Here is a 23830-nt window from a genome sequence, read left to right as displayed (position 1 = left end):
GCGCCGACCGGCAGGCGGCATTTCTGCTGCCACAGACGCACAATCAGCACCGATCCGTGCGGGGACGGGCGACGCCCGTCAGGGTTTGAGTATGTTTCCTTGCAGCGCGTCACGCGCGGCCGTGAGCCCGAGTGCGGCAAGATTGTTTAGTCTTGTCAAATTGGTGGCGTTAAAGGGGTTGGTTGCTAGTTCGAATACCACCGGATACGGATCCAGGCCCGCTTTCAACAGGAATTGCAACTTCGCGCTGACGTCGTCGCGAGGCGGGTTACCACTCAATTCCATTAAGGCATTCTTGCCCGCCTCCGGATGCTGACTCAGTAGCCGTCTTGTTGCTTCCTCCAGCCCCAAGTGGGCGGTCAGCAGCAGCGTCGCGGTGATGTTGGCACCGCGTAACATCAGGCAATCTTGAGCCAGTGCACGGACATAGGGCTCGGTGAGTGCCTTGTACGCCCGCAGCTGTGCATCATAAACCTTGTAGGGCATCCATGACATCAGCCGCGCGGCGGCTTCGTATCGTTTGGTTTGTAGCGCGATGAAAAACGCACGACAGATATCCGCGCCGATTTCATGCAACCGTTTCGCGCGCTCGGCGTCGTGCCTGAGGGCGGACTCCAGCAGCGCCCATGATCCGCAGGTCAGGTTGGGTATGAATTTCGCGGCCAGATCCCATTGGTCCCTCAGCGTCAACGCGAACAACACTTGGTTCTGAAGCGAGTGTCTTTCGGGATCGTCGGTGAGTAGATCGGCTTCAGACTCGTCTGGGTATCTAATGGCTTCACTGGCCTGAATCAAACCCTTGGCCTGCCACCAGTTCGGTTCCGCTACGCTCACTGTCGCTATGAGTGCCTCGGCGGCGTCCAGGCCGCATGTAATAAGCATCGCGGCCACACGTGGCCGCTCTAAGTCGACCAGAGTCTTGAGGGCCCTCACCGCCATATCCGTATTTTTCGGGTCGTGAATGAGCATGCTTAGTTCATCGGCAGCGCTTTCATTCGCAGCGTTAATCATCCGTCTGACGATGTCGTCGCCGCTCGACTGACTGACCCTCTGGATTAGCTTCCGAAAGCCTTGGCGCTGGTCATCGTCAAGCAAGTTGGCATCGGCTCCAGCGAGAACCAGGAGTCGCACCGCTTTGGCGTTGCTCAATCTCCGTGCGGGATCGGAGTCGTTCTGCAGCCGTTCCAGTAGTGCGGCGGTAGGTACGCCGGCTGCCACGAGTTTTTGTGCCAGTGCCAGATTGCCGTGATGGACCACGGTTTCCAGCGCATGTTCGGGCACTACGCCAAGTTTCTGGAGTTCTTTTATCGTGTGAACAGAGCACTGCGCGATATCGCGCAGACTCAGCGGGGTGCTAGGATTCCATTGACGCAATTTCCGTACAGCCGTAGACATACCGCGCTGGTCGAACCAAAACAGCGCTTCTCTTTCCCACCTTGGGGGCAATTTGGAATCTTCTCGACCTTTGCTAAGTGAAGCGAGGGCATAAGTCCTAGCCGAATCAGGTCCGTACCACCCGGGTTGGTTCGTGATCAGCTTCGTCAGTACGCTTGCGTAGTCCACGCCGCTTTGCAGCAAGAACTGCACGGTGCTTGAATCCAGCCTCTCGGCTGCTAGCATCAGCTGTTCGGACCAGTTGTGGCCCACGAGCGCCATCAACTCTACCGCCCGGTGCATACGCTGAGCGATCGCATATTGAAACATCAATGCATTGTCAATTCCCCGACTGCCTAGAAAGGTAACCGCTTCGTGCACATGCGCGCGGGACTGCATGGGTAGGTTGTATAGCCGGGCCATGGCATAGGATGGTTTTGCATCGGCCGCGATCAGTCGTTCACTGATCCGCTCATGGCTTGCTTGCATGACGCAATGCGCGAGCATTTCAGACAGGTCATCCTTGGCCCCGGCGCTTAATAAATTATCGATCAAGTCGACACTGATTCGCGAGGGCGCCTCCACGGCATATCGAAGCGGAGTTCTTCCATGAATATCCCGGTGATTGACTAAACTCGTTGCCCAGCCATTGTTGGGATCGAGCAAAAAGCGCGCGATGGCCATGTGTCCGCCGGCGATCGCCTTATGCAGGCAGTTTTCTTTGTGATCGAAGCGGAGTGCGGGGATACTGGACAATGTTCCCGTCGCGAAGCGCTGGAATTGTTCTGTCGCCCCTTTGGCAATCAAGTCGGCTGCCTGGTTTTCCTGGGCTTTCTGAGTGGTCAGGTTGTTAGGGGGCGAAGCCTGCTGGTCTTTCAGTGCCGGCCGAAAATTAGCAGGTTTCTTTACAAAGCGGCGGGGGATCATTGCGAGTTTCCAAAGAAGCGGGCGTAAAGCCTTGCGGGGCTCCAATACAACACGCCCACTACGCGACGTTTGGGGCCTTCGAAAGAATAGGACGAATGCCATTCGCCCGGTCAGCGAAATATCGGCGCCAGTATCAGGGCTTGAATATTTTTTGCTTTAACGCGTTACGCGCGGCCATCAGCCCGAGCGCATCCAAGTTGCGCAACCGGGTCATGTTCGCGATGTCCTCCCGGTCCCGAGCCAGTTCCTCTACCAGAGGGCTCGGGTCTAGGCCGGCGTCCAGCAGAAACTGCAGCGTCGCGCTCTCGGCGGGGCTGGATGCTCCACGGCTCAGCACCTCCAGGATGGTTATCCCGGCTTCTGGATGTTGTTGCAACAACTGTTTTGCGGTTTTTTCATCTTTCAGTCGGACAGCGTCCTGCAGCCTCAAGGTGAGATCGATGCCGCGCAGCATCAGGACGTCTTCAGCCAGTGCGATGTCATTAGGAAGCGTCAATGCATGCAATGCTCGCAGTCTTGCGTTATCCAGGCTAAAGGGCGCATATGCCATGACTCTGGCGGCGGCTTCGTATCGCTTGGTTTTGATCGCGATGATGAACGCGCCGATGATATCTGCCCCGGCATCGTGCAACCGTTTCACTCGCTCAGCGTCCTGCCTCAGCACGCACTCCAGGACCGCCCAAGATCCGTCTGTCAGTCGCGGTATGAATTTTTTGACCACGTCCCATTTGTCCTGCAGCGTTAACTCCAACAAGACCTTGTTTTGAAAAGCGTGTCGGCCGAACTCGTCATATCGGTCAAAGCCGTCGCCTTGGCCCCGGTTGTTGACCTCATCTGGATAGGTATTGGCGTTAGCCGCCCGAACCAGGCTGTCAGCCAACGTCCAGTCTGGTTCCGCGACGCTGACGGTCTCTTTAAGCGCTTCGGCGGCGTTCAGTCCGCAGTTGATAATTGTCGCGGCCGCCCGCGGTCTTCCCAGCTCGACCAAAGCTTTGAGCATCGCTAATGCCTCGGGCACATTTTCCGGCTTGTCCAGTATCATGGCGAGTTCGTCGAATATGGCCGCACCGGCCCGTTTCTCCCAGGGGAACAAGGCCAGCGATATACCGACGTCTGATGGCGTCATCCGACGCACACGCTCTTTGATCTGCCGATATTCCTGGTAAGCCCCCGGATCCGCGACGCGGCGCGTAAGTAGCTGAGGATCGGCGCCAGCGAGAACCAGTAAGCGTGCCGCCGCGACGTTGTACCGCCTCGCTTTCGGGTTAACGTCGGCCGGCAGCTTGTCCATTGTAGGTGCGGTGGGTACCCCGGCTGCCACAAGTCTTCTCGCCTGGACTAGATGCCCGGTACGAATCAACTCCTCCAGAGAGTCCTTAGGTACCACATGCTGTTCTAGGAGCTCATCAATCGTGGCGACAGAACACCGCGCGATTTCGCGCAGGCTCAGTGAGAGATATGGCGCCCACTGTCCCAATTTACTCACCGCCGTGGACATGCCGCGCCGGTCGAACCAGAACAGTGCTTCTTTTTCCCACGTGGGGGGAAGCTTCAGGTTGCGTCGCTCGACGTGAATGAACGCCAGCGTTATGAAGGTCTTTGAGCCGGAATTATTTGGCACAGAACCGTCTGTTATCAGTTTGGTTATTACCCCTGAGTAGTCCATCCCACTCCGGAGCATGAACTGCACGGTACCTTCGTCACGTTCCCAGGCTGCTCGCGTAAACTGTCCGGACCAGTCATGGCCGAGAAGCGTCATTAGCGCTACTGCGCGATGCAGCCGGTGCTCTATTGCGTATTTAAATATCGGTGCGTTGTCGAATCCCTGGCTTCTGAGAAAGGACATCGCCTCGCGCGCATGCTCGCGGCAATGTATGGGTTGGTTGTAGAGCCAGGCCATGGCGTAGGATGGGTGCGCGTTGGCCGCGATCAATCGTTTGCTGATCGGTTCGTGATCCTTGCGCATGACGCAATGCGCCAGCATTTCAGAAAGATTATCTTCGGCCCCGGCATTGAGCAGGGCATCGACCAACTCAGGACCGAGTGCCCACGGCGTCTCTACCGCACACCGCAGCGGCGTTCTGCCCGCAATATCTCGATGATTGACCAAACGCTGCGCCCAGCCATTTACGGGATCGAGCAGAAAGGACACGATGTCCATGCTTCGGCATGCGATGGCCTTATGCAGGCAATTGTCTTGCCGATTGAAACGAAGGGCCGGGAGATCGGCCGATATCCCGGCCGCGAAACTCCGAAATTGTTTCGCCGCCCTTCGGCCAATCAAGTCGGCTGCCTGAGTTGCCAGGGGGTTCGTTGTCGCATCATTGCGTAGCGCCAGTAAAAGCTGGCAATCAGCAGAATTCTTTGTTGTAGATCGGGCGGGTATCATTCGCAGTCTCCGAAAAAGCCGGCGTAAAGCCTTGCGGGACTCCAATACAACATACCCACCACGCGGCGCTTGCAGCGTTCGGTGGAATAGGACGAATGCACTTCGCCTGGGCAGAGACTGATCAGTGCTTGGCGATTTTTCGTTTCAAGCCGTCAAGCGCGTGCGGGATTCCGAGCGCGGCCAGGGTCTGCAACCTGCTGGTGTTGGGCTGGTTTTTCCGGTCCCGAGATAATTCAGTGACGATAGGTTTGTAGTCCAAGCCCACTTTCAGCAAGAATTGCAACGTTGCTCGCTTGTCATCGTTGGGTAATCCCCTTGTGAGCTCCTCTAAGATAAATGTCCCTGCCTCCGGACGCTGTCGCAGAAGTTGTGCCGCGGTTATCTCGTCTCCGCGACTGATGACATCCTTCAGTATTGAGGTGATTTGAGCGCCGCTGACGATAAAGGCGTCTCGAACCAATGCTTTGAGATCGCTATCGAGTGTGGACCTCAACATCCGCTGTTGCATTTCGTTGGCCTTGTGCGAGGCCCATGACATGAGTGTCGCTGCGGCTTCGAAGCGCGCCGTCATTAGCGCGAGGACGAATGCGCTACAGCTGTCTGCCCCGGCATTGTCCAGCTGCTTCGCGCGCACAGCGTCGCCCCTGAGGACACATTCCAAGACAGCCCACGATCCGTCGGTGAGTCGAGGCACCATCTTCTGGACCAGGTCCCATTGGTCCGCGAGCGTTAACTCTAACAGCACCTGGTTTTGAAGCGTGTTTCGACCCAAGGCGTCGTCTCGGCCGAGGTTGGCGTGTCGGTAGGCGACTGTGAACTCGTCGCTATAGCAAATGGCGGCAGCAGCCTCGATCAAGCTCTGTGCCATCGACCAGTCGGGTGGCGTTGCGCTCACTGCTGCCTTGAGCGCTTGGCCGGCATTCAAGCCGCATTTAAGGAATGCAGATGCCTCCCCAGGCAGATTCAATTCAATCAGAGTCCTCAGGCGCGCTAACGCGTGGCTTGTATTTGTCGGCTCGTTAAGAAGCGCGGCTAGTACGTCGAGTTTTTTTACCGGAGCATTGAAGTTTGAGGGGAAGTCGGCAATCCATGCTTGCCCTCTGGTGGGATCCGACTCACCCACGGAATGCGCCAGCCTCTGATATTCGAAGAGATAATCTTTGTTGAGGCGTTCTGGATCGACTCCGGCGAGAATCAGCAAACGGGCTGCGATGACATTGGGCCAATTCAAATGCGCATAGGGATGCACGGCTTGAATTTTTTTTAATAGCGCCGCCGTGGGCGCGCCGGCTGCAACCAGTTTTTTGGCCTGGACAACATTCCCGTCACGAATCAGCGTATCCAGGGCATCATCGGGAAGCGCGTTTACTGATATGAGCGATTTAATCGTTTCAACTGAGCAGTGCGCGATATCACGCAGCCGCAGCATTGGAGCAAGAGGCTCGCGTTTTGCCAATTCCTGCAGCGCCCCAGGCATACCGCACTTGGCGAACCACAACAGCGCCTGTTTTTCCCCCGTCGGCGGTTGAGCCATTTCTTTTCGCGCGTTGATAAGACAATCGACGGCCCGGTTACTGGGCGTGTCAGGATGGGGTTGGCCATGGCAGGCTGGGATCAGCCTCGTCAATACTTGTGTATAGTCGATGTCAGTACTGATCAACAACCGCAGGGCGTTCATGTCCCCTTCCGCGGCGGCTTGCGTGAGTCGTTCTGACCAGTTATGGCCTAGAAGCGTCATTAGCTTTATTGTTCGGGACAGACGGTTAGCTACTGCATACTTAAACATCAACGCGTGGTCAATGTTGTAGCGGCTGAGAAAGCACACCGCTTCGCGCCCGTGCCCCGTTGGCAGTACGGGTTTGTTGTACAGCAGGGCCAAAGCGTAGGAGGGATTTGCCTTGGCCGCGATTAATCGTTCGCTAAATAATTCGTGCTTATCGTGCACGACGCACATTGCCAGTATTTTGGAAAGGTCGTCCTTGGTCGCGTGCAGCAGTGCATCGATCAACTCGGACCCGGTGTGTTCGGGGCGCGTCACTGCATAGTGCAGTGGTGTCATTTCCCAGTCATCTTTGTGGTCGACTAGACTCTGCGCCCAACCATTGGCGGGATCGAGTAGAAACAGTGCAATGTCTGTCCGTTCGTATATAAGCGCCTCATGTAGGCAGTTTCGCCTATTGAAGCGCAGGCCTGGAATATCGGGCGATGTCTGTGCAACAAAATCCCTGAATTCGTCGATCGTCCCGTTAATGATTAAGCCTAGCGCCCGACCTTCCAGGGAGCGAGTTGGCGCATGGTTCTGCTGCGGGAGTAAAGGCTGGCGACTAGCGGAATTCGTCGTCGTTGAACGGGTGGGCTCCATTGAAAGTCTCCGAAAAAGCGGGCGTAAAGCCGTGCGGGACTCCAATACAACATACCCACCGTGCCACTTTTTGAAGCCTTCCGTGAAATAGGACGAAGGTACTTCGCCCAGGGCTACGGCGCCGTGCGTATGCGCCGTATCGTTGCTGGCGGACGGGCTTTCTTACAGGCTTACCTGTTTAGTTTATTGTCGCCGTCCGCTGCGCACATCAGAGAAATATCAGTGCCAATATTCCCAACACCAATGCCCACTTCATTGCGTAGTACAAGGGTTTGCTGCGCTTTTTCACGCGTTTGCCAAACCGTCGCACCGCGTAAACGGTACCGAATATCCGGTTAATGCCGCCGGTACGATCGCCTTCCTGGTTTGGCGAGGCCGCGGCACGCAGCAGCAAGGTGCCGAGGAAATGGTTGACCGCTTGCGCCCAGCGGTAACGCATGGGCCGTTCGATGTCGGCGAACAGAATAATCCGGTTGGTATCGGCACGGTTCTCTGCGTAGTGGATGAACGTCTCATCGAACATCACGGCTTCGCCATCGCGCCAGTAGTAAGTCTGTCCGTCGACGTCGATGTAGCAGTCCGGGCTATTCGGCGTGATCAGCCCCAGGTGAAAGCGCAACGATCCGGCATAGGGGTCGCGATGGCGGGGCAGACGGCTACCGGGAGGCAAGGCCGCGAACATGGCGGCCTTGACGCTGGGCAGATCCGCCACCAAGCGCGTGGTGAGCGGGCACAGCGCGACGGCCGAGGCGGGATCGCTGCCATACCATTTCAAATAAAACCTTTTCCAGCCGCTTTTGAAGAACGAGTTAAAGCCCGCGTCGTTATATTTGTCGGAGGCGCGGATATGACCCTCGCTGAACAACTGCTCGGCCTCGGCGCGGATTTCCTGCCAACGGTCGATCAGCACCTTCAGTTCGGGAAAGTCCGCGAGATCCAGATAGGGCTTATTCGGTACGCGCGAAAACGCGTACATAAAGCAATTGATCGGCGCGGTGAAGGTGGAATGATCCAGCGCTTGCCGCGAAAACCGGTGTCGGACGCGGCCGCGGAAATGCACCGCCAGCGCACAGACGACAAATACCGCCAATATCCACCATTTCATAATGCACCCAAGTTCCCCATCGCGGACGCGATGGGGTCAGTTTACCAATCGCCGGGAATTTACGACGATGGGAAACAATGCGCAACTTGATGCACGTATTTTTTACCGGTGTAGCAAGAAGTTCCGTCGCCTGCCTCGAGCGGCCAGGCGGGCGGCGATTTGACGACCAGGGCGCCCGGCGCGATGCGCCCTACGAAGCCGGTTATCCGTAAACAGGCTCGCCGTTCTGCCCGACGGCCTTCACCTGGCGCAGAATCCGATGGGCAGCCTTTTCCGCCTCGTCGAGCTCGAAATAGGACGAAGCGTGAGGCGGATGCCAGACGCGTTCGGTGCCCACTGGCCCGGCGCCTTCGGGACGAGTCGCTACCCGTATAGCGAAACTTCCCTCAGTGGCCATAACCACGTCGCAGAAAACTCGGTAGCCGTTACGGCGAACTCCTGTAGCGATGTTCATTATGTTTCTTCCTCGAACTTTATGAAGCACGATTGCTGGAAACGCTACAGCAAGTACCGTGCCCACGACTGTTCAAGGAGGAGTTTCTCGCTGAAGCGGACCGTTTCCATCGCCCGCTGCGGGTGGGAAAGCCTGGCTTTGCCTGGACTACTACGCCGTCGATACCTTGGCGGCAGGCTTTTCGGCGACAAAATGCCGGCGCTGAGTCGCCAAGGCCAGCCCGACGAACAGGGCTGGCAAGACGATCAATATAAATGCAACCCTGTAGCTCCCCATTAGCGTAGCCATCGCGCCAAATATAGGAGGGCCGAGCACCACGCCTAGAAAGGTACATGTCAGGGCGCCGCCCGTGGCAAGGCTGGCCCGGCCAACCGGTGCCTGTCGCGCGATTTCCGCAAGGTACACGCCATTCCACCCGACCGCCGCCGCGCCCAGCACCATCAGCGAGAGTGCAACGAGAATGGCGGGCGCGTTGCCGGGCAGCAATGCCAACACCAACATGCCCAGCGTCATCAAGAGGGCCAGCACGGTGAGCGTCTTGACCGGTCCAAGGTAACGGTCAGAGCACCATCCCCAAAACAAACGTCCTGCCACGCCGGCGACCTGGCCCAGCGACAACATCATCCCGGCGGCCACGAGCGTATAGGCCAAATCTTCATGCAGATAGGTCACGACATATGCGCTATACGACCATTGCACGGCGGAAAAGCACAAGGACACAATCGCCAGCAGGGCCAACGGCCGCCGCGAAAAAATCAGCGCAAGCGGCGCGCGCAGGTCGCCCAACAATGCGCTGCGCCCCGGTCGGCGGTCGGCATCCAGCTCCGCGCGCACCAGTTGAGCCAGCGCCGCACAGGCCAGGCAGGCGATAGCTGTGACCAGTAAGGAGCCACGCCAACCCACGGCGATCTCCAGCTTGGGCGCGAGCATACCCGCCAGCACGCCTCCCAGCGGCACACCGGTTTGCTTGACGGAAAATACGAACGACATGCGGTGGGGCGGCGTCGTTCGAATCAACAGGTGTGAGCTGGCCGGCGTGATGGGCCCGTACCCCAAACCCAACAACAGCGCGCCCACGGCCAGCAGCGCCACCTGACCGGACAGGCTGCACAATAGGCCCGCCGCACACAAGGCCAGTCCGCACTGGCTGGCCCGGATTGCGCCCAGCCGTACTACCCAGTTGCCCGCCGTTAAACTACCCGCCATCGCGCCGACATAGATCAGCGCAACATACAAACCCACCATCTCGGCGCCAACCCCGGTCGATGCGCTCAGCACTGGCGCCAGCACGGGGACGACCAGCGCAGCGGCCGACACCAGCGCCTGGACCGCCAGCGTAATGCCAAGGACCGCGGAGGCGGGGGCCTTCACGTGGACACCCGCCAGTCGCGTCGGAATGACTCCCGATAGCTGAAGCGATCCGCCGGATGCAAGCTGATTGCCAATTCCACCAGCGCGTCGCGCGCGTCGACGTAGCGGCGCTCCAGGCGCAAGCCAGCCGATCCTGGCTTGGCATCCAGACGCCGCGCGGTCGCCTTGTCCAGCACCACGGCGCGGATGTCCTGATGCACGGTTTTAATCTGCACATCGAACTGCTCTTCCAACACTGCATAAAGTGCACGCGTCATCCGGCCACGCAATCCGGAGACCGCGCGAAACGCCGGTGCGATATAGGCGTCGGTCATGCAGATCGGGGCATCGTGGGCCTCGGTATAGCGCAGACCCCAAACATGCAGCCAGGTTTCGCCGGTCGAGGCATCCAGCGTATCCGCGAGTTCGCCATCGACCTCGAGAAGCTCCTGCCCCTCGATTTCCAGAGTCGTCTCATAAGCGTATTGCCGCAGGTCCGTGATGCCGGACATGGTCTGTGTATATTGCGTGACCGGCGTGCTGGCCAGCACGCGGCTGCCCACGCCCGGTTGGCGCGTCACCATGCCCAGCTGTACCAGCTGCTTGACGGCTTCACGCACGGTAAATCGTGACACGCCGAACTGATCGCAAAGCTCGAACTCGGTGGGCAGCAGACTGCCCACCGGATAGCGGCCCGTGCGGATTTCATGGACCAGCGTCGTCGCTAACTGCAGATAGCGCGGCCGGCCGCCGGGCGCTTCGATTTTCAAGGTCATAGAACTGCGGTTTTCCTCAAACTGGCGATCTGGTCGGGACTGTACCCCGCCTGCGCCAGCAGCTCGTCGGTATCGGCGCCCATGGCGGGTGCCGCCCGCGCCAGCGGTGACTCTCCGGAACAGCGGATCGGCGAGGCCACGCTTTTCACGGCGCGGCCAGCGGCATCGTGGGCATCAAGCAGACAACCATGCGCGTGGACGAACGGATTTTCCAATGCCTGGGCCACATCATAAACCGGCGCGGCGGGCACTTTCCCGGCAAAGCGTTCCATCCAGCGCGCGGTGCTATCGGTCATAAAGACGGCTTCCAGTTCTTGATTGAGCTTTTCCCGGTTGCGCAGACGATCGGCAAAGCGGTGGTAGTCGGGGTCCTCGGCCCATTCCGGATGGCCCATCGCCTGGGCCAGCAGGGGCCAGAATTTTTCTTTATTGCACATCACGAAGATCCAGCTGTCGGCGGTGCGGTACAGCTGGCTGGGCACGAGCGACGGATGACCCGACCGGGGCGCGCGCCCGGTTTGGTGCCCGCCATTCAGATACCAGGTCGCCACATAGCAGAGGTTATGCAACGCAACGTCAAACAGGCTCACGTCGACATCGCGGCCCACGCCGCTCTGCCGCGCGCCGAGCACGGCCGACACCAGCCCCAACGCGGCGGTGGTGCCGGTCATCAAGTCAATGATCGACAGGCCAAAGCGCGCGGGCGGACCGTCGGGCTCACCAGTCAGTGACAGATAGCCGGCTTCGGCCTGCATCAGGTAATCGTAGCCCGGCCAACTTGCCCGTTCACCGTCCCGGCCATAGGCCGACAGGTGCACGCACACGATGTCAGGCCGGACTTCGCGCAGGGCTTCGTAGGTCAACCCCAGGCGCCCGGGCAGATCGCCGCGCAGATTGTTAAACACGGCATCGGCGTGTTCGCACAAGCTGTGCAGGACCTGCTGACCTTCGGGCTGCTTCAGATCCAGCGTGACGCTTTTCTTATTGCGGTTAAAGGCTTGATAAAAGTGGCTGTCGCCGGGCCCGAAATAGTGCGGCCCGACCGCCCGGCCTACGTCTCCGCCTTCGCGCGGATTCTCTATTTTGATGACCTCCGCGCCCAGGTCGGCCAAATGCTGTGTCCCAAAGGGGCCCGCACCATACTGTTCGACGGAAATAATGCGCAAGCCAGTCAGCGGCAAGGTCATATGGGGTTCCTTTGCACCAGTTGCTTGGCGATGATGATGCGTTGCATCTCGTTCGTGCCTTCCCCAATCACCAACAGGGGGGCGTCGCGATAGAAGCGCTCGACGAGATATTCTTTTGAATACCCATAGCCGCCATGGATGCGCATGGCCTCCAGGCTGTTTTCCACGGCGGTTTCGGTGGCGAACAGCTTGGCCATGCCGGCTTCCATATCGCAGCGGTCGCCACGGTCGTAGGCTTCGGCCGCCCGTAGCGTGAGCAGGCGAGAGGCCTCCGTGCGGGTGGCCATGTCACCGAGTTTGGTCTGGATGGCCTGATGTTCGCAGATGGGCTTGCCAAAGGTCTTGCGTTGCTGCGCGTATTTGACCGCCTCGCGCAACGATGCCTGGGCCACGCCCACGCCGCGCGCCGCGACATTGATGCGGCCCAGCTCCAGGCCATTCAAGATCATCTGCAGGCCGCGACCCTCGACGCCGCCGATGAGCCGATCCGCCGGCACGCGGTAGTCCTCGAAAACCAGTTCCGTGGAATCGATGCCTTTGTAGCCGAGCTTCTCCAGCTGCCGGCTCACGGTGAATCCCGGACCTTTCTCGGCGATGAACAGGCTCATCCCTTTATGGCGCGGCTCGGCCTGCGGATCGGTCTTGACCAATAACGCGAAGCAGTTGCCATGGTAGCCATTGGTGATCCACATCTTGCTGCCGTTGATCACGTACTCGTCGCCTTCGCGTCTGGCGACCGTGCGTATCGCCTGCAGGTCCGTCCCACAATCGGGTTCGGTCAGGCCAATGCCCCCGCGCAGTTCCCCGGTGGCAAAGCGGGGCAGATAGGCGCGTTTCTGGGCCTCGGTGCCGTTACGTTGGACGGCGGCGGCCATGATGATGTGCGAATTCAAGATGCCCGACAGCGACATCCATTCTTCGGAAATGCGCTCGATGATCTTGGCATAGGTCACGGTCGATAGCCCGAGCCCACCATATTCGGGCGCGATGAGGCAGCCAAAGAGCCCCATCTCCTTCATCTTTTCGACGATTTCGGTGGGATAGATGTCGTCGTGTTCGAATTGCCAAACATGCGGGCGCACCTCTTGTTCGAGGAAACGGCCCACCATATCCAGGATCAATCGTTCCTGGCTGTCATCATGTGCGGTCATGCGGGTTCTCCGTGAGAGCAGGGTGCGTCAGTGTTGGGTCAACTGGTCGGCAAGGGCGCGCGCGGTCCCTTGTTCCAGGCCCAGCACGGCTTGTTCGATCGCCGCTGCGCGCTCGGCCGAGATCTGCCGCAGCGCGTTATCGCGAAACTTGGCCTGAATGTCGGCAGCAGTCAGGGGGCGGTCTTCCGCGCCACGATTGATGGCTTCGCGCTCGCGCAGCTTGCGGCCGTCTGTCAGTTCCACGATGACTTCGCCGCCATAGTGCAGCGGGAAGTCGCTATCAGGATCGTGTTCATAATCGGTGATCGCGGCCAGCGCCAGTACGGCCGGGTCGCGGAGGGCGGCCTCTTCGAGGTCGTCCAGCGTGAGCTTACCCTTGCACAAGGCGGTGCTGACGAGATAGGGGATGCTGAATTGCGCCTCATAACTGTTAGCCGGCTTGCGCTTGGACGTCTCGGGTTCACACACGGTTTTTACGACCTCGGCGGGCACCAGCACGGTAATGCGCCGGATCTGATCGGCGCGCACACCCTGCGCATGCAAACGCGCGGCCGCGTCGATTGCGGCATGGGTGAAGTGGCACGCGGGCAGCGGTTTGACCGAGACGCGCTCGACCTCCCATAGCGTGCCCAGTTGCGCGGTGGCGAGTTGCAGATCATAGTCACGCTCACCGAGATGGCTGGCGTACAGACCGAATCGCCCTTCGTACGCCAAGCGTGTTCCGGTATAGCCATGTTTGCCGAACGTGGCAGCCGTGATCCCCGCGTTAGCAGCCCAACCAGGATGCAGCCGTTTGTTCCACGCGCCATCATTCAAGAATTCCAGGCTGCCGGCGGCCAGCGATAGCGCGATACCTTGTGCGTCGACCATCTGTTGAGCATTCAACCCTAGCAGCCAGCCCGCTGCGAGCGTGCATCCAAATGTGCCGATCAATCCCGTCGGGTGAAAGCCCACTTGGTGAAAGCCACCTTTGGCCACCGCGCCCAGCCGCGTGGCCGCCTCCATGCCCAGGACATAGGCCGCCACCATATCGGAGCCGCTGCGATCGTCGCGCGCGGCCAGCGCCAGCACGGTCGGCAGAATCGACGCCGTGGCGTGAATCACGCCCCGGGCATGGGTATCGTCATAGTCCAGGCCGTGTATCAGCACGCCATTAGCAATCGCCGCATTGCGCGGGTCCATGCGTTTGCCGGATCCAATGACGATGCTGTCGCCGCCGCTGTCGAGCTCGCCGATGGCCGCCAACGCGCGCCGCGAAAACTCGTAACCGTGCGAGGCCAGTGCGATGCCGATCGAATCCAACATCAATAGCCGGCCGCGTTCACGCGCCGTCACCGGAATGCTTGCTGCATCGAAGTTCGCGGCGAATTGGGCCAGCGTTTCGGATAAAGCCAACGTGGCGGGGGTGTCTGCATGATCTTTCATTCCGTCTCTCCTTGTTTTCAGTTCAGCAGCGCCAGCGATATCGCCGGTACAAACGTGATGAGCGCCAGCGAGAGCAAACGCGTCATATAGAAAGGCAGCACGCCGCGCGCGACCTGCTCGACGGGGATACGCGCGATCCCACTCATCACAAACAGGTTCAGCCCGATAGGCGGGGTCAGGGTGGCGATCTCGACGTTGGCCACCATGATCACGGCGAAGTGCACCGGATCGATGCCCAGATGCGTGGCCATCGGGAACAGCAGCGGGGCGGTCAGCACAATCATCGCAACGCCATCGAGGAACATGCCCAGCGCCAACAGCACCACGTTAGCCAACAGCAGAAACTGCCAGGCCGACATGTCCATGCGTTCCATGAATCCGATCAGCGACGCGGACACCCCCATGCGGGCCAGGATGAAGCCGATCAAACTGCCGCCCATTACCACCATGAAAATCATGGTGGACTGCAGTACGGATTCCTGGGAAACCTTCCATACCGCGCTCCAGTTCATGGTGCGATACACCACCACGCATAGCAGCGCCGCGTAGCCCGCAGCGACCGCCGAGACTTCCGTCGGCGTGAAGATACCCAGGTAAATACTGCCCAAGACGAGCACCGGCATCGATAGCGCGCCGGCGGCTTTAGGTAGCCGACGCGTGAATCCCGCGATATCCGGCTTACCTGTCGTGGCGCCGTAGCCATGTCGTCGGGTCAGCCACACGGTGGTGATGAGCAACAAGGCCGCTTCCATTAAGCCGGGCAGGATGCCTGCAATGAACAGCTTGTCCACGGGAAGGCCCACGATGGACCCGATCAGAATGAATCCCAGCGACGGCGGTATCATCAAGCCCAGCGTTCCGCCCACGGCCACCAGGGCAGCCGAGAATCGCGGCGGATAGTTTTCGCGTTTGAGGCCATCGACCGTGGCCGCGCCGATGGCTGCGGCCGACCCCACGCTGGAGCCCGACACGGCCGCGAAGAACACGCAGGCCAGCATCACGGTCAATGCCAATCCGCCGCGCACGCAACGCACGAGACTGCCGATCAGCTCGATCATCACAGCCACGATATTGCCGCGCATCATCAGATTGCCCATCAGCACGAACATCGGGATGGCCATGAGCGGATAGCTGTTGATCGACTTGAATGCCGTTTGCGCGATCACCGTGAGCGGCACGCCATTGACGGACATCACCATGGCGCTGGACATCAGGCCCATGGCTGTTCCGACATGCGCACCCAGGGCCAGCAGGACCAGCAAACCAATAACAGAGAGTCCCAGGGTCATAGCAGTGGCTCCTGTCGGGCGATGGCCTCGGCCACACTGGGATCGGGGTTCTCGTCCACGGCCTGCGGCGCGAACGGATCGCCCCACCGCCACGCGTACCAGGCTGCGCAGGCGTAATACGCGAACAGCGCCAATCCACCTACCGGCATGGCCAAAAACAGCAGCCACATGGGCAGCTCGAGCGACGACTCAGACACCATGCCCATGGTGTAGAAGCGATGCACCTGAGGGATCGAAGAATAGGCGAGGATAAAGGCGAACAACATGCCCGCCACGCATGACACCAGCCACACCACGCGCTGCACCGGGCGTGGCAGACGCTGTACGAGCAATTCGGTTCGGATGTGATAGTTGCGAAACCCCGCGATGCCCAGCGTCAGGAAAAACGCCCACACCATCAGGAACCGCACCGATTCCTCGGCCCAGAAGTAACTGACATCCAATGCGTAGCGGCTAAAGCCCTCCAGAATCATGATGAAGGTCGCGGCCAATGCCATGATGGTGGCCAGACCCAGCACAAGCCGTGATATCCAACCCAGTTTGCCGAATTCGGGCGCGACGGCTGCCACGGGACGCTCCCTTGCTGAGCTGCGGGGCAAGCGCGCTGATTTCAGTTCACTTGCCATCATGGATGCACTCCTTGCGGACTTTTTCCAGTTGCGCGAGCGTGGCCGCCTGTTTGTTGCGAAAGCCTTCGCCCGCCGCGACGAAACGCGCCTTCAGTTTTTCGACCTCCTCCGGCGCCATTACGCGGTAGTGCCCACCCTTGGCGACCATTTGATCGATCAGCTCGCGATCTTTAGCGACGGTCTCTTGCCATTGGCGGGCCGAAATATCCGCCACGGTATCCACGATCGCTTTGCGCTGTGCCTCGGGCAAGCTGTCCAACCAAAGTTTGTCTACGGTGATGGCCGAGGTCGCCAGGCCCATCCCTGGAGGCAGCGTGGCGTACTTGGCGGTGCTGCCTAGCACGTCGGCCCAGCCGGCCGGCGAGGTCATGGCGCCGTCGATGGCTCCCTGTGACAGGGCCGCCGACATTTCGGATGCCGACATGGAAACCGGGCTGGCCTGGACTGATTTCATCGCATCCAACATGATCTGCCCGCCGATCACGCGCACTTTCTGGCCCTTCAAATCCTCGACCTTCTGGATGTCGCGATTCTTCATCAGGAAAATCAGATCGGCGGTGCGCAGAAAGCCCAGCACCTGCATGCCGCGCGGTTCGAGGTAGCCCGAGATCATCTCCGTGAAGCCCTTGGCAAAGCACGGATTAGTCATTTCCTCGGTGGTCAGTGCAAAGGGCAGGCTGGCCACCCCCACGCGCGGATCGAACTGCTCCAGCCGCGAGGAAACCGGCCACACCATATGCACCGCGCCCGTCCCCAATGCCGCCAAGCCATCGCGGTCGTTATAGAGCTGCGAGGCGGGGAAATACTTGCCCTGTATGGCCCCGTCGGTGCGTTTGCCTACCTCCTCGATGAATTGCTGGATGTAGGGGCTGGGATTGGTCGCCAGCGGAATTTCGCTGGTGATGATCATCTCGGCAGCGCCTGCGGCGCCGCTGCAACCGATCACTATGGCGCTGAGCCATGGTGCGGCTTTGTTCCAAACCATTTTCATTTTGTCTCCTCCTCGGCTCAGCGGCCGGATAGTGCGTAGCTAGCGGGGCGGCGCGTGTGCCATGTCGTGGTTTGCTGATAAAGACGCCCTAGCGCCAGTACGCGGTCTTCGCCCAAAGGTGGGCCGACCAACTGCATCCCCAGCGGTAAGCCGCCAGCGCCCTCACCCACGGGAACCGTCAGTACAGGCAGACCGAGGTAATTGATGCCTCGTGTCCAGGTCGACAACTGCGAGAACTCGCGTTCCAGACGGGCCTGGTCGCCGTCCACCGTGGTTTCGACGAGAGGGGCCACATCCGGCGTGCAAGGCAGCAGCAGCGCGTCGGCATCACCCTGTATCTCGCGCAGGTAACGTTGCAGGAACGGCGCGCGCAGACGCTGTGCGTCGCAATAGTCCACGCCGGATAGCAACAGACCTCGGCTGATACGCCGGCGCACTTGGTGGCCGTAGTCCTCAGCGCGTTCGCGCAACCAACGCTGGTGCATGGCCGCCGCCTCGACCGCGAGGAGGATCGACGCAAGCTGACCCGCGCGCTGCAAAAAGGGGTAGGGCGACTCAATCGTTCGACATTCCACGCCTGCGTCTTTCAATGCCCGCACGGCTTCGTCCAGGGCGTGGCGCATCTGCGCCGACATGGGGTCGTCGTCGCGCCAGCTTGGAACGACGACTCGGAGCTGGCCTGTCGGCTCGCCCAGCGTGGACGGTACATTGAGGCATGAAGGGTCTGACGGATCGGCTCCCGCCAGTGCCTGATAGGCGTGCCCGCAGAGTTCCGCCGACCACGCCAGTGGCCCGATGCAATCCAGGCTGGGAGACAGCGGCATGGCGCCCGCCACGCTCACGCGGTGTTGCGTGGGCTTTAATCCCGTCAGTCCGCACAACGCCGCAGGCAGACGGATCGAACCGCCGGTATCTGAACCGATGGCCAACGGTACGTGACCGGCGGCGACCGACATGGCCGCGCCACTGGAACTGCCGCCCGACACACGCGTGGTGTCCCAGGGATTGCGGCCCGGGCCATAGGTCGCATTCCAGCCCGTTGGCGACATGGCGAGTTCCGCCATATGCTGAGTGCCCAGCACGATAGCGCCCGCCGCGCGCAGGCGCGCCACGATGGTGGCGTCCGTGCTGGCCGGCGAGCTGCCCCGACGCAGCGGCGATCCCCAACCCGCTGTGTGGCCCTGGCGGTCGAACATGTCCTTGATGCCTACCGGCATGCCGTGCAAGGGACCGCGTATCCTGCCTTGTCGCCTCTCATCGTCGCGTTGCCTCGCCTCGGTCAAGGCCGTGTCCGCATCGATATCGACCCACGCCAGCTTGCCGGGTGCTACTCGTTCGATAGCGGCCAGACTGGCGCGGACCAAGGCCTCGCTATCGATGCTGACATCCGCGTCCGGCGCTGGCGCGGGGGCTAATGGCGCGGGAGCCCGTTGGCGTAGCACCTCGCCAAACGGCACAGCGACCTGAGACATGTCCATCGTCGCCGTCTCTTGCGCCAATGCGGCACTGAGGCTTGCCGTTGCCTCGGCCAGATCCGGCAAGTCCTGCTCGTCCAGCGGCAACTCACGAGCATCGACCCAGTCACGGGTGGATTGAATCAAGGCGCTCATTTGACACCACACCGCTGGGAGATCGACTCGACCTGTTTAACCACGTCGCCGTACTTATCGGTATAGGATTTCTTCGCGGCGTCTGCGCGGGCTTTCCATTCCGCGGCGCCTGCATCATCGGCCACGCGATACACGGAGCCTTGCTGCTCCATCTTCTTGACGGCCTCGGCATCGGCCGCGCGCGCTTCCTCCCATTGGCGCTTGATGATGGCGTTCATGCTGTCAACAATCGCCTGGCGTTGCTGATCCGTCAGCGCATCCATCCAGTTGCGGTCAGCCACCACGGCGTAGGTGGCGAGCGACATACCCGGCACGTGAAAGGCATACTTGCCGGTCTTGCCTATCATCTCGGACCAACCGGCCGGAGAACTGAGCACCCCATCGATCGCGCCCTGCGCCAGGGCGGTACTCATCTCCGATGCCGCCAGAGAGACCGGGCTGGCATCAAAACTGCGCACCATGTCCAGGAAAATGCGCCCGCCCGTCACGCGCAGCTTCGCACCGCGCATATCCGCTAGCGACTTCACGTCCCGGTCGCGGAAGATAAAGAACAAGTCAGCCGTGCGCAGCAGTCCCAGTACCTGCAATTGCCGGGACTTCAAGCGTTCCGACATCATCTCAGTAAGCCCCTGGGCAAAACATTCGTTGGCCATCATCTCGTCGGATAGGCCAAACGGCAGGTTGATATAGCCCAGCGCCGGATCCAGTGTTTCCAATCGCACCGACACTGGCCAGACCATGTGCACGGCGCCTGTGCCAATGGCGGCGAGGCCGTCCTGATCGTTGTACAACTGCGAGGCCGGGAACACCTTGACCTGCACTTCGCCGTTGGTGCGCTTGGCGACGTCGGCGGCGAATTCGTTCATATATCGCGTTTTCCAATGCGACGCCGCTACCTCGGACGTCAACACCAGTTCGGTGGCGGCCCCTGCATGACAAGAAATCGCAAGTGCGAGCAACGCCGCTCCACGCCGGATCAACTGGTTAAACATGGCAATACCCTCCTTGGGCTAGTACTGCGATGTCGCGCGGGCCGCGCCCGCACGGAGAGACCTGCGACTATTGATCGCCTACGCCGTGTCCACGCTTGGGCACGAGGCACGAGCGGACGAAGTTCATTACCTCGACGCCGTCCTGGTTGAACGCGCGCGTGCGCGTGGTGACGATGCCTTGATTTGGGCGGCTGCGGGATTCGCGCAGCTCCAGGACTTCCGATTCAGCGTACAAGGTATCGCCGGCGAAGACGGGGGCGGTCAGGTTGATCTCTTTCCAACCAAGGTTGGCGATGGCTTTACCGCTGACGTCATTCACGGTCATGCCGAGCACGATGGCGACAGTCAGTCCGCTATTGACGAGTAACTTGCCGAATTCACTTTGACTGGCATACGCCGCATCGCAGTGCATGGGATGAAAGTTCATCGTCAGCAGTGAGAACTGAATGTTGTCGGCATCCGTCAGCGTGCGGCCCGGGCGATGCTCGTAAACGGCACCGACTTCGAACTCTTCCAGATACCGCCCGAAACTGAAGCGATAACGCTTGGGACTCACGTTGGTAACCTCCATGTCTCCTCCTTTGTCATGTTTGATAGTTTGTCTGGACAAAGTGATGGTCGTCCTGGAGCGTGGGGCTTGTCAACGACTTTTCGTTGCGCGCTGCAGCAGGGCTGGCGATGGCAGCCTTTTTTCAGTGGTTAATGAGTGCCAGCGTGCATAACGGTTGCCATGCGCGCTCGGCAGTGGCGTCTGGGTGCGGCGGTCGCCGGTCGACAGTGGGCTTCAGCGGGCGCTGCGGTGCAATGGGAGTTACGGCCGATACCCCGATAGCTGCTGCGCGACTTTTCGCAGCGCTGGCACGACGCGGTCGCGCAGCACATCGGGGGGCAGCAGCGACGCCGGCCCGCCGCAGCTCACGACGAATGTGCCTTCCCCGGTCACCGACTCGAACGGGACGGCGACGGCGTTAATGTCGCTGCGCCAGCTGCCCAGCGCGAAACAGCATCCCGTGCTCGCGAAATCCGCGCAGGCCTGTTGAATCACTGACTCGGCGGGCGCGGCTTGGCCCAGGCGATTGAGCAGCTCTGCGCGCTTCGAAGCGGGTAGCCGCGCCAGGTAGGCCCGCCCCATGGCGCTATTGAAACTCGCGCGGTAACCCACCGGCAGGCGCAAGTACAAGTCAGATGACCCATGTATCGCTTCGACATAGACCATCGCGTCACCATCGAAGGTGCCCAGCGCGATCGCGCCTCCGGTGTCCTTCGCCAGCTGCTGCATGCAGTCGCGGGCCATGGCACGCACTTCCAGCCCGGCCAGCACGCCGAACCCCAACGCCAGCACGGCAAAGCCTGGCGAATACTTACCGCTTTCCGGGTGATAGCGCAGGTAGCCCAGCTCCGTCAACGTATAGGTGATCCGGCTGATCGTGGGCTTGGGCAGCCCGGTGAGACCGGCCAGATCCTGGTTCCCGAGCGTGCTGGTGTCCTTGCCAAAACAGCGCAGCACGTCAAGACCGCGAGCCAACGCCTCGATGAATTCGGGCGCAGCGCGCCCTTGCCCCGCGCCGCGTCGACGGCGCGCGGGTCCGCTCAGCGCCGGGGACGTGTTGGACGGATCAGCAGGGGGGAGTTCAGAGGGGACTTGCATCGAGGGCCATTCGTTTTTATAGTAGATTTCGCAAAGCAAAATTAAATTTCGTATTTTGAAATTTACTCCAAGCAAAACGCTTCGTCTAGGACCGACACAGGGGAAATTATGTTGAAACGAGCCTATACCTTCGCCGCCGCGCTAACCTTGTCCGTATGCGCCGGGCTGGCCCATGCGGCCTATCCCGAGCGGCCCATTACCGTCATTTCGCCATTTCCGGCCGGTGGCGCCACCGATGTGTTGACGCGCATCCTTGCTGAACGCATGGGCCGCGCGCTCGATCAAACGCTGATCGTCGAGAACAAGGCTGGCGCCGGTACGACGATTGGCGCGGGCTACGTCAGCCGCGCGAAACCCGACGGCTACACCTTGCTGATGGCGACCAACTCGACGCTGGTGACCAATCGCTATCTCTACAAATCGCTGCCGTACGACCCCGATGGTTTCGCGCCCATCGGCATGGTCGGGATCGGTCCGCTGATCCTGCTGGCAAGCAACAAGAACGACTACAAGAGCACCGCTGACGTGGTGCAAGACGCCAAGGCGCGTCCCGGAAAATTGACGTTCGCGACGTTCGGTCCGGGAACCTCGTCGCATTTGGCCGGCGAGCTGTTCAAGCAGGAAGCGGGCATCGACGTGCTGCACGTGCCTTACAAAGGTGCCACCATGGCGCTGCCGGCCGTGATCAACGGCGACGTGGATTTGTTCTTTGACATGGTGGCGACCGGGATGCCGCAGGTCGAAGCGGGCAAGCTCAAAGTGTTTGGCATCACCAGCAAATCGCGACTGTCCACGCTGCCCGATCTGCCAACCATGGCCGAGCAGGGCTATCCGGCATTTGATCTGAGCGCGTGGTTTAGTTTTGTGGCGCCTCCGGGGACGTCTCCCGAGGTGTTAGAGACGCTGCAAAAGGCGCTGGTCACGACCCTCGAAGACCCGCAAGTACGCGAAAAAATGCTGTCGCTGGGGATTGAGCCCCGCTCCGGCACCGCGCAGGAACTGACCCAGCAAATCAAGAACGAACAACCCGTGATCGAGAAGCTGGTCGATCAAGCTGGGCTTGAACGCCAGTAAGCAATGACTTTGTCGCCATCCGATAGAGGATGGCTGAATGACCGCAATATGCCGTGGGACAACCACGCATATTGCGGTTTTTTTGGGCGGGGGTTAGGTGGCGCAAGCGGGCCGGTAAACGGCTCGCCGTGATCGCTGTGAATGCTCCCCCAATCGTCGGCTGCACACAAGCCGGCCTGCGGCGGCCGCCACGCCCACACTCACCGGCTCGTATACGCCGAAATCAGCGCCACCTGCTCCGCCTCGCCAATACCAAGCGCCTGAGAAAAGTAGTTCTCTACCGTGCCATGGTTGCGCGTAAGCGCATCAAAGGCGATATCGAGATATTCGCGACGAACCCGTAGCAGGTTTTCCGCTACAGTTGCTTCCCCACCTCCAGCCACGAATGCCTGAATCAACGGTTGCGAGCCGGATATCAGCTGATCATTACTCGCCAGGTAATCCGCCACGATGTCGTCAAATCCCACGCCCAACAAAGACAATAACAGCGCGGCCGCCCAGCCGGTCCTGTCTTTACCAGCCGTGCAATGAAACAGTTTGGGCGAGCCCGGATCCCGCAGCAACGAAGAGAAGAATGCAGCGTAAGCCGCGCACGCGCTGGGCAGGGTGACCAGATCCTCGTAGATGCTCCGATAGAGCGTTTGGATTCTGCCGGGCGTGAGCTCTTGCGTCGCTTTACGAGGATCCTGCAGCATCAGGTGCAAGGTGGCAGCCAGTGAATCTGAGGCGTCACCCAAAACATTCAGCCATACATTGCGTGCGCCATCTATTTGGACGTCCGGGAATTGTTCTCTCTCTTGAGAAGTACGGAAGTCATATACGATGCGAACACCCACGTCTTGAAGCGTTCGTAACGCCTCTGTCGGCAGGTTCGACAATTGGCTCGAGCGGAATAGGCGACCCGGTGGGACCGTTGCGCCACTAGCCGTGGCATGACCGCCCAGGTCCCTGAAATTGCAGATGGTTTGGCTTATTGTTGGGGCTTTTTCTTCTATGATATTTATAAATCCATCAACCAAGAAACTCCACCCTATGCGCCTCACGCGGCTGCAAGATCACCATAGATGGAACAAATCTGACCATGAAAATTCGCGCTA

The 23830-nt window shown here is 60.1% G+C and carries 19 protein-coding genes; 1 reads left to right on the top strand and 18 read right to left on the bottom strand.

Annotated features, from left to right (window positions below):
- Positions 1-78: 78 nt before the first annotated feature.
- From GOQ25_RS00185 to GOQ25_RS00105, 17 genes are all read right to left on the bottom strand, one after another.
- Positions 79-2301: an ankyrin repeat domain-containing protein gene (locus GOQ25_RS00185; RefSeq protein WP_160348418.1), complete on the bottom strand. Its 2223-nt coding sequence runs from the start codon at positions 2299-2301 to the stop codon at positions 79-81.
- 133 nt (positions 2302-2434) lie between these two features.
- Positions 2435-4690 carry a hypothetical protein gene (locus GOQ25_RS00180; protein ID WP_160348417.1) on the bottom strand — a complete coding sequence of 752 codons (2256 nt, stop codon included), beginning with the start codon at positions 4688-4690 and terminating at the stop codon, positions 2435-2437.
- A gap of 121 nt (positions 4691-4811) precedes the next feature.
- On the bottom strand, positions 4812-7052 hold the full coding sequence (locus tag GOQ25_RS00175; protein WP_160348416.1) for a hypothetical protein: 2241 nt from the start codon (positions 7050-7052) through the stop codon (positions 4812-4814).
- A gap of 208 nt (positions 7053-7260) precedes the next feature.
- Positions 7261-8157, bottom strand: coding sequence for a lipid A hydroxylase LpxO (gene lpxO / locus GOQ25_RS00170; protein ID WP_160348415.1), 897 nt, complete (start codon positions 8155-8157; stop codon positions 7261-7263).
- A gap of 202 nt (positions 8158-8359) precedes the next feature.
- Positions 8360-8611, bottom strand: a complete 252-nt coding sequence (locus GOQ25_RS00165; RefSeq protein WP_160348414.1) for a hypothetical protein — start codon at positions 8609-8611, stop codon at positions 8360-8362.
- Between the two features lie 150 nt (positions 8612-8761).
- Entirely contained in the window at positions 8762-9982 is a 1221-nt protein-coding gene (locus tag GOQ25_RS00160) for an MFS transporter (protein ID WP_160348413.1), read from the bottom strand.
- Positions 9979-10737 carry a GntR family transcriptional regulator gene (locus tag GOQ25_RS00155; protein WP_160348412.1) on the bottom strand — a complete coding sequence of 253 codons (759 nt, stop codon included), beginning with the start codon at positions 10735-10737 and terminating at the stop codon, positions 9979-9981. Before GOQ25_RS00155 ends, GOQ25_RS00160 begins: the two co-directional genes overlap by 4 nt.
- Positions 10734-11924, bottom strand: coding sequence for a CaiB/BaiF CoA-transferase family protein (locus GOQ25_RS00150; RefSeq protein ID WP_160348411.1), 1191 nt, complete (start codon positions 11922-11924; stop codon positions 10734-10736). Before GOQ25_RS00150 ends, GOQ25_RS00155 begins: the two co-directional genes overlap by 4 nt.
- Positions 11921-13075 (bottom strand): acyl-CoA dehydrogenase family protein, encoded by a 1155-nt coding sequence (locus tag GOQ25_RS00145; protein ID WP_160348410.1) that lies wholly within the window; start codon positions 13073-13075, stop codon positions 11921-11923. The genes GOQ25_RS00150 and GOQ25_RS00145 overlap by 4 nt, the downstream gene beginning before the upstream one ends.
- Before the next feature lie 27 nt (positions 13076-13102).
- Entirely contained in the window at positions 13103-14500 is a 1398-nt protein-coding gene (locus GOQ25_RS00140; protein WP_160348409.1) for an MmgE/PrpD family protein, read from the bottom strand.
- Positions 14501-14517: 17 nt separating this feature from the next.
- Positions 14518-15789, bottom strand: a complete 1272-nt coding sequence (locus GOQ25_RS00135; protein WP_160348408.1) for a TRAP transporter large permease — start codon at positions 15787-15789, stop codon at positions 14518-14520.
- Positions 15786-16418: a TRAP transporter small permease gene (locus tag GOQ25_RS00130; RefSeq protein ID WP_160348407.1), complete on the bottom strand. Its 633-nt coding sequence runs from the start codon at positions 16416-16418 to the stop codon at positions 15786-15788. Before GOQ25_RS00130 ends, GOQ25_RS00135 begins: the two co-directional genes overlap by 4 nt.
- Entirely contained in the window at positions 16405-17409 is a 1005-nt protein-coding gene (gene dctP / locus GOQ25_RS00125; protein ID WP_160348406.1) for a TRAP transporter substrate-binding protein DctP, read from the bottom strand. Before dctP (GOQ25_RS00125) ends, GOQ25_RS00130 begins: the two co-directional genes overlap by 14 nt.
- A gap of 17 nt (positions 17410-17426) precedes the next feature.
- On the bottom strand, positions 17427-19019 hold the full coding sequence (locus tag GOQ25_RS00120) for an amidase (RefSeq protein ID WP_160348405.1): 1593 nt from the start codon (positions 19017-19019) through the stop codon (positions 17427-17429).
- Positions 19016-20011, bottom strand: a complete 996-nt coding sequence (gene dctP, locus GOQ25_RS00115; RefSeq protein ID WP_160348404.1) for a TRAP transporter substrate-binding protein DctP — start codon at positions 20009-20011, stop codon at positions 19016-19018. Before dctP (GOQ25_RS00115) ends, GOQ25_RS00120 begins: the two co-directional genes overlap by 4 nt.
- A 67-nt stretch (positions 20012-20078) precedes the next feature.
- Entirely contained in the window at positions 20079-20582 is a 504-nt protein-coding gene (locus GOQ25_RS00110; protein ID WP_160348403.1) for a MaoC family dehydratase, read from the bottom strand.
- A gap of 240 nt (positions 20583-20822) precedes the next feature.
- A complete protein-coding gene (locus GOQ25_RS00105) occupies positions 20823-21659 on the bottom strand; it encodes an IclR family transcriptional regulator (protein ID WP_160348402.1) in 837 nt (278 codons plus the stop codon).
- Positions 21660-21767: 108 nt separating this feature from the next.
- Here GOQ25_RS00105 and GOQ25_RS00100 point away from each other — a divergent pair, with 108 nt between their 5' ends.
- On the top strand, positions 21768-22733 hold the full coding sequence (locus tag GOQ25_RS00100) for a tripartite tricarboxylate transporter substrate binding protein (protein ID WP_160348401.1): 966 nt from the start codon (positions 21768-21770) through the stop codon (positions 22731-22733).
- 200 nt (positions 22734-22933) lie between these two features.
- Here GOQ25_RS00100 and GOQ25_RS00095 read toward each other — a convergent pair whose 3' ends face one another.
- A complete protein-coding gene (locus tag GOQ25_RS00095; protein ID WP_160348400.1) occupies positions 22934-23752 on the bottom strand; it encodes a tyrosine-protein phosphatase in 819 nt (272 codons plus the stop codon).
- Positions 23753-23830 lie beyond the last annotated feature (78 nt).

The organism is Bordetella sp. 15P40C-2 (assembly GCF_009763235.1).
Classification (GTDB): domain Bacteria; phylum Pseudomonadota; class Gammaproteobacteria; order Burkholderiales; family Burkholderiaceae_B; genus Bordetella_A.
The sequence above is the reverse complement of the archived record's forward strand: the minus strand, read 5'-3'. Positions and strand labels throughout refer to the sequence as shown.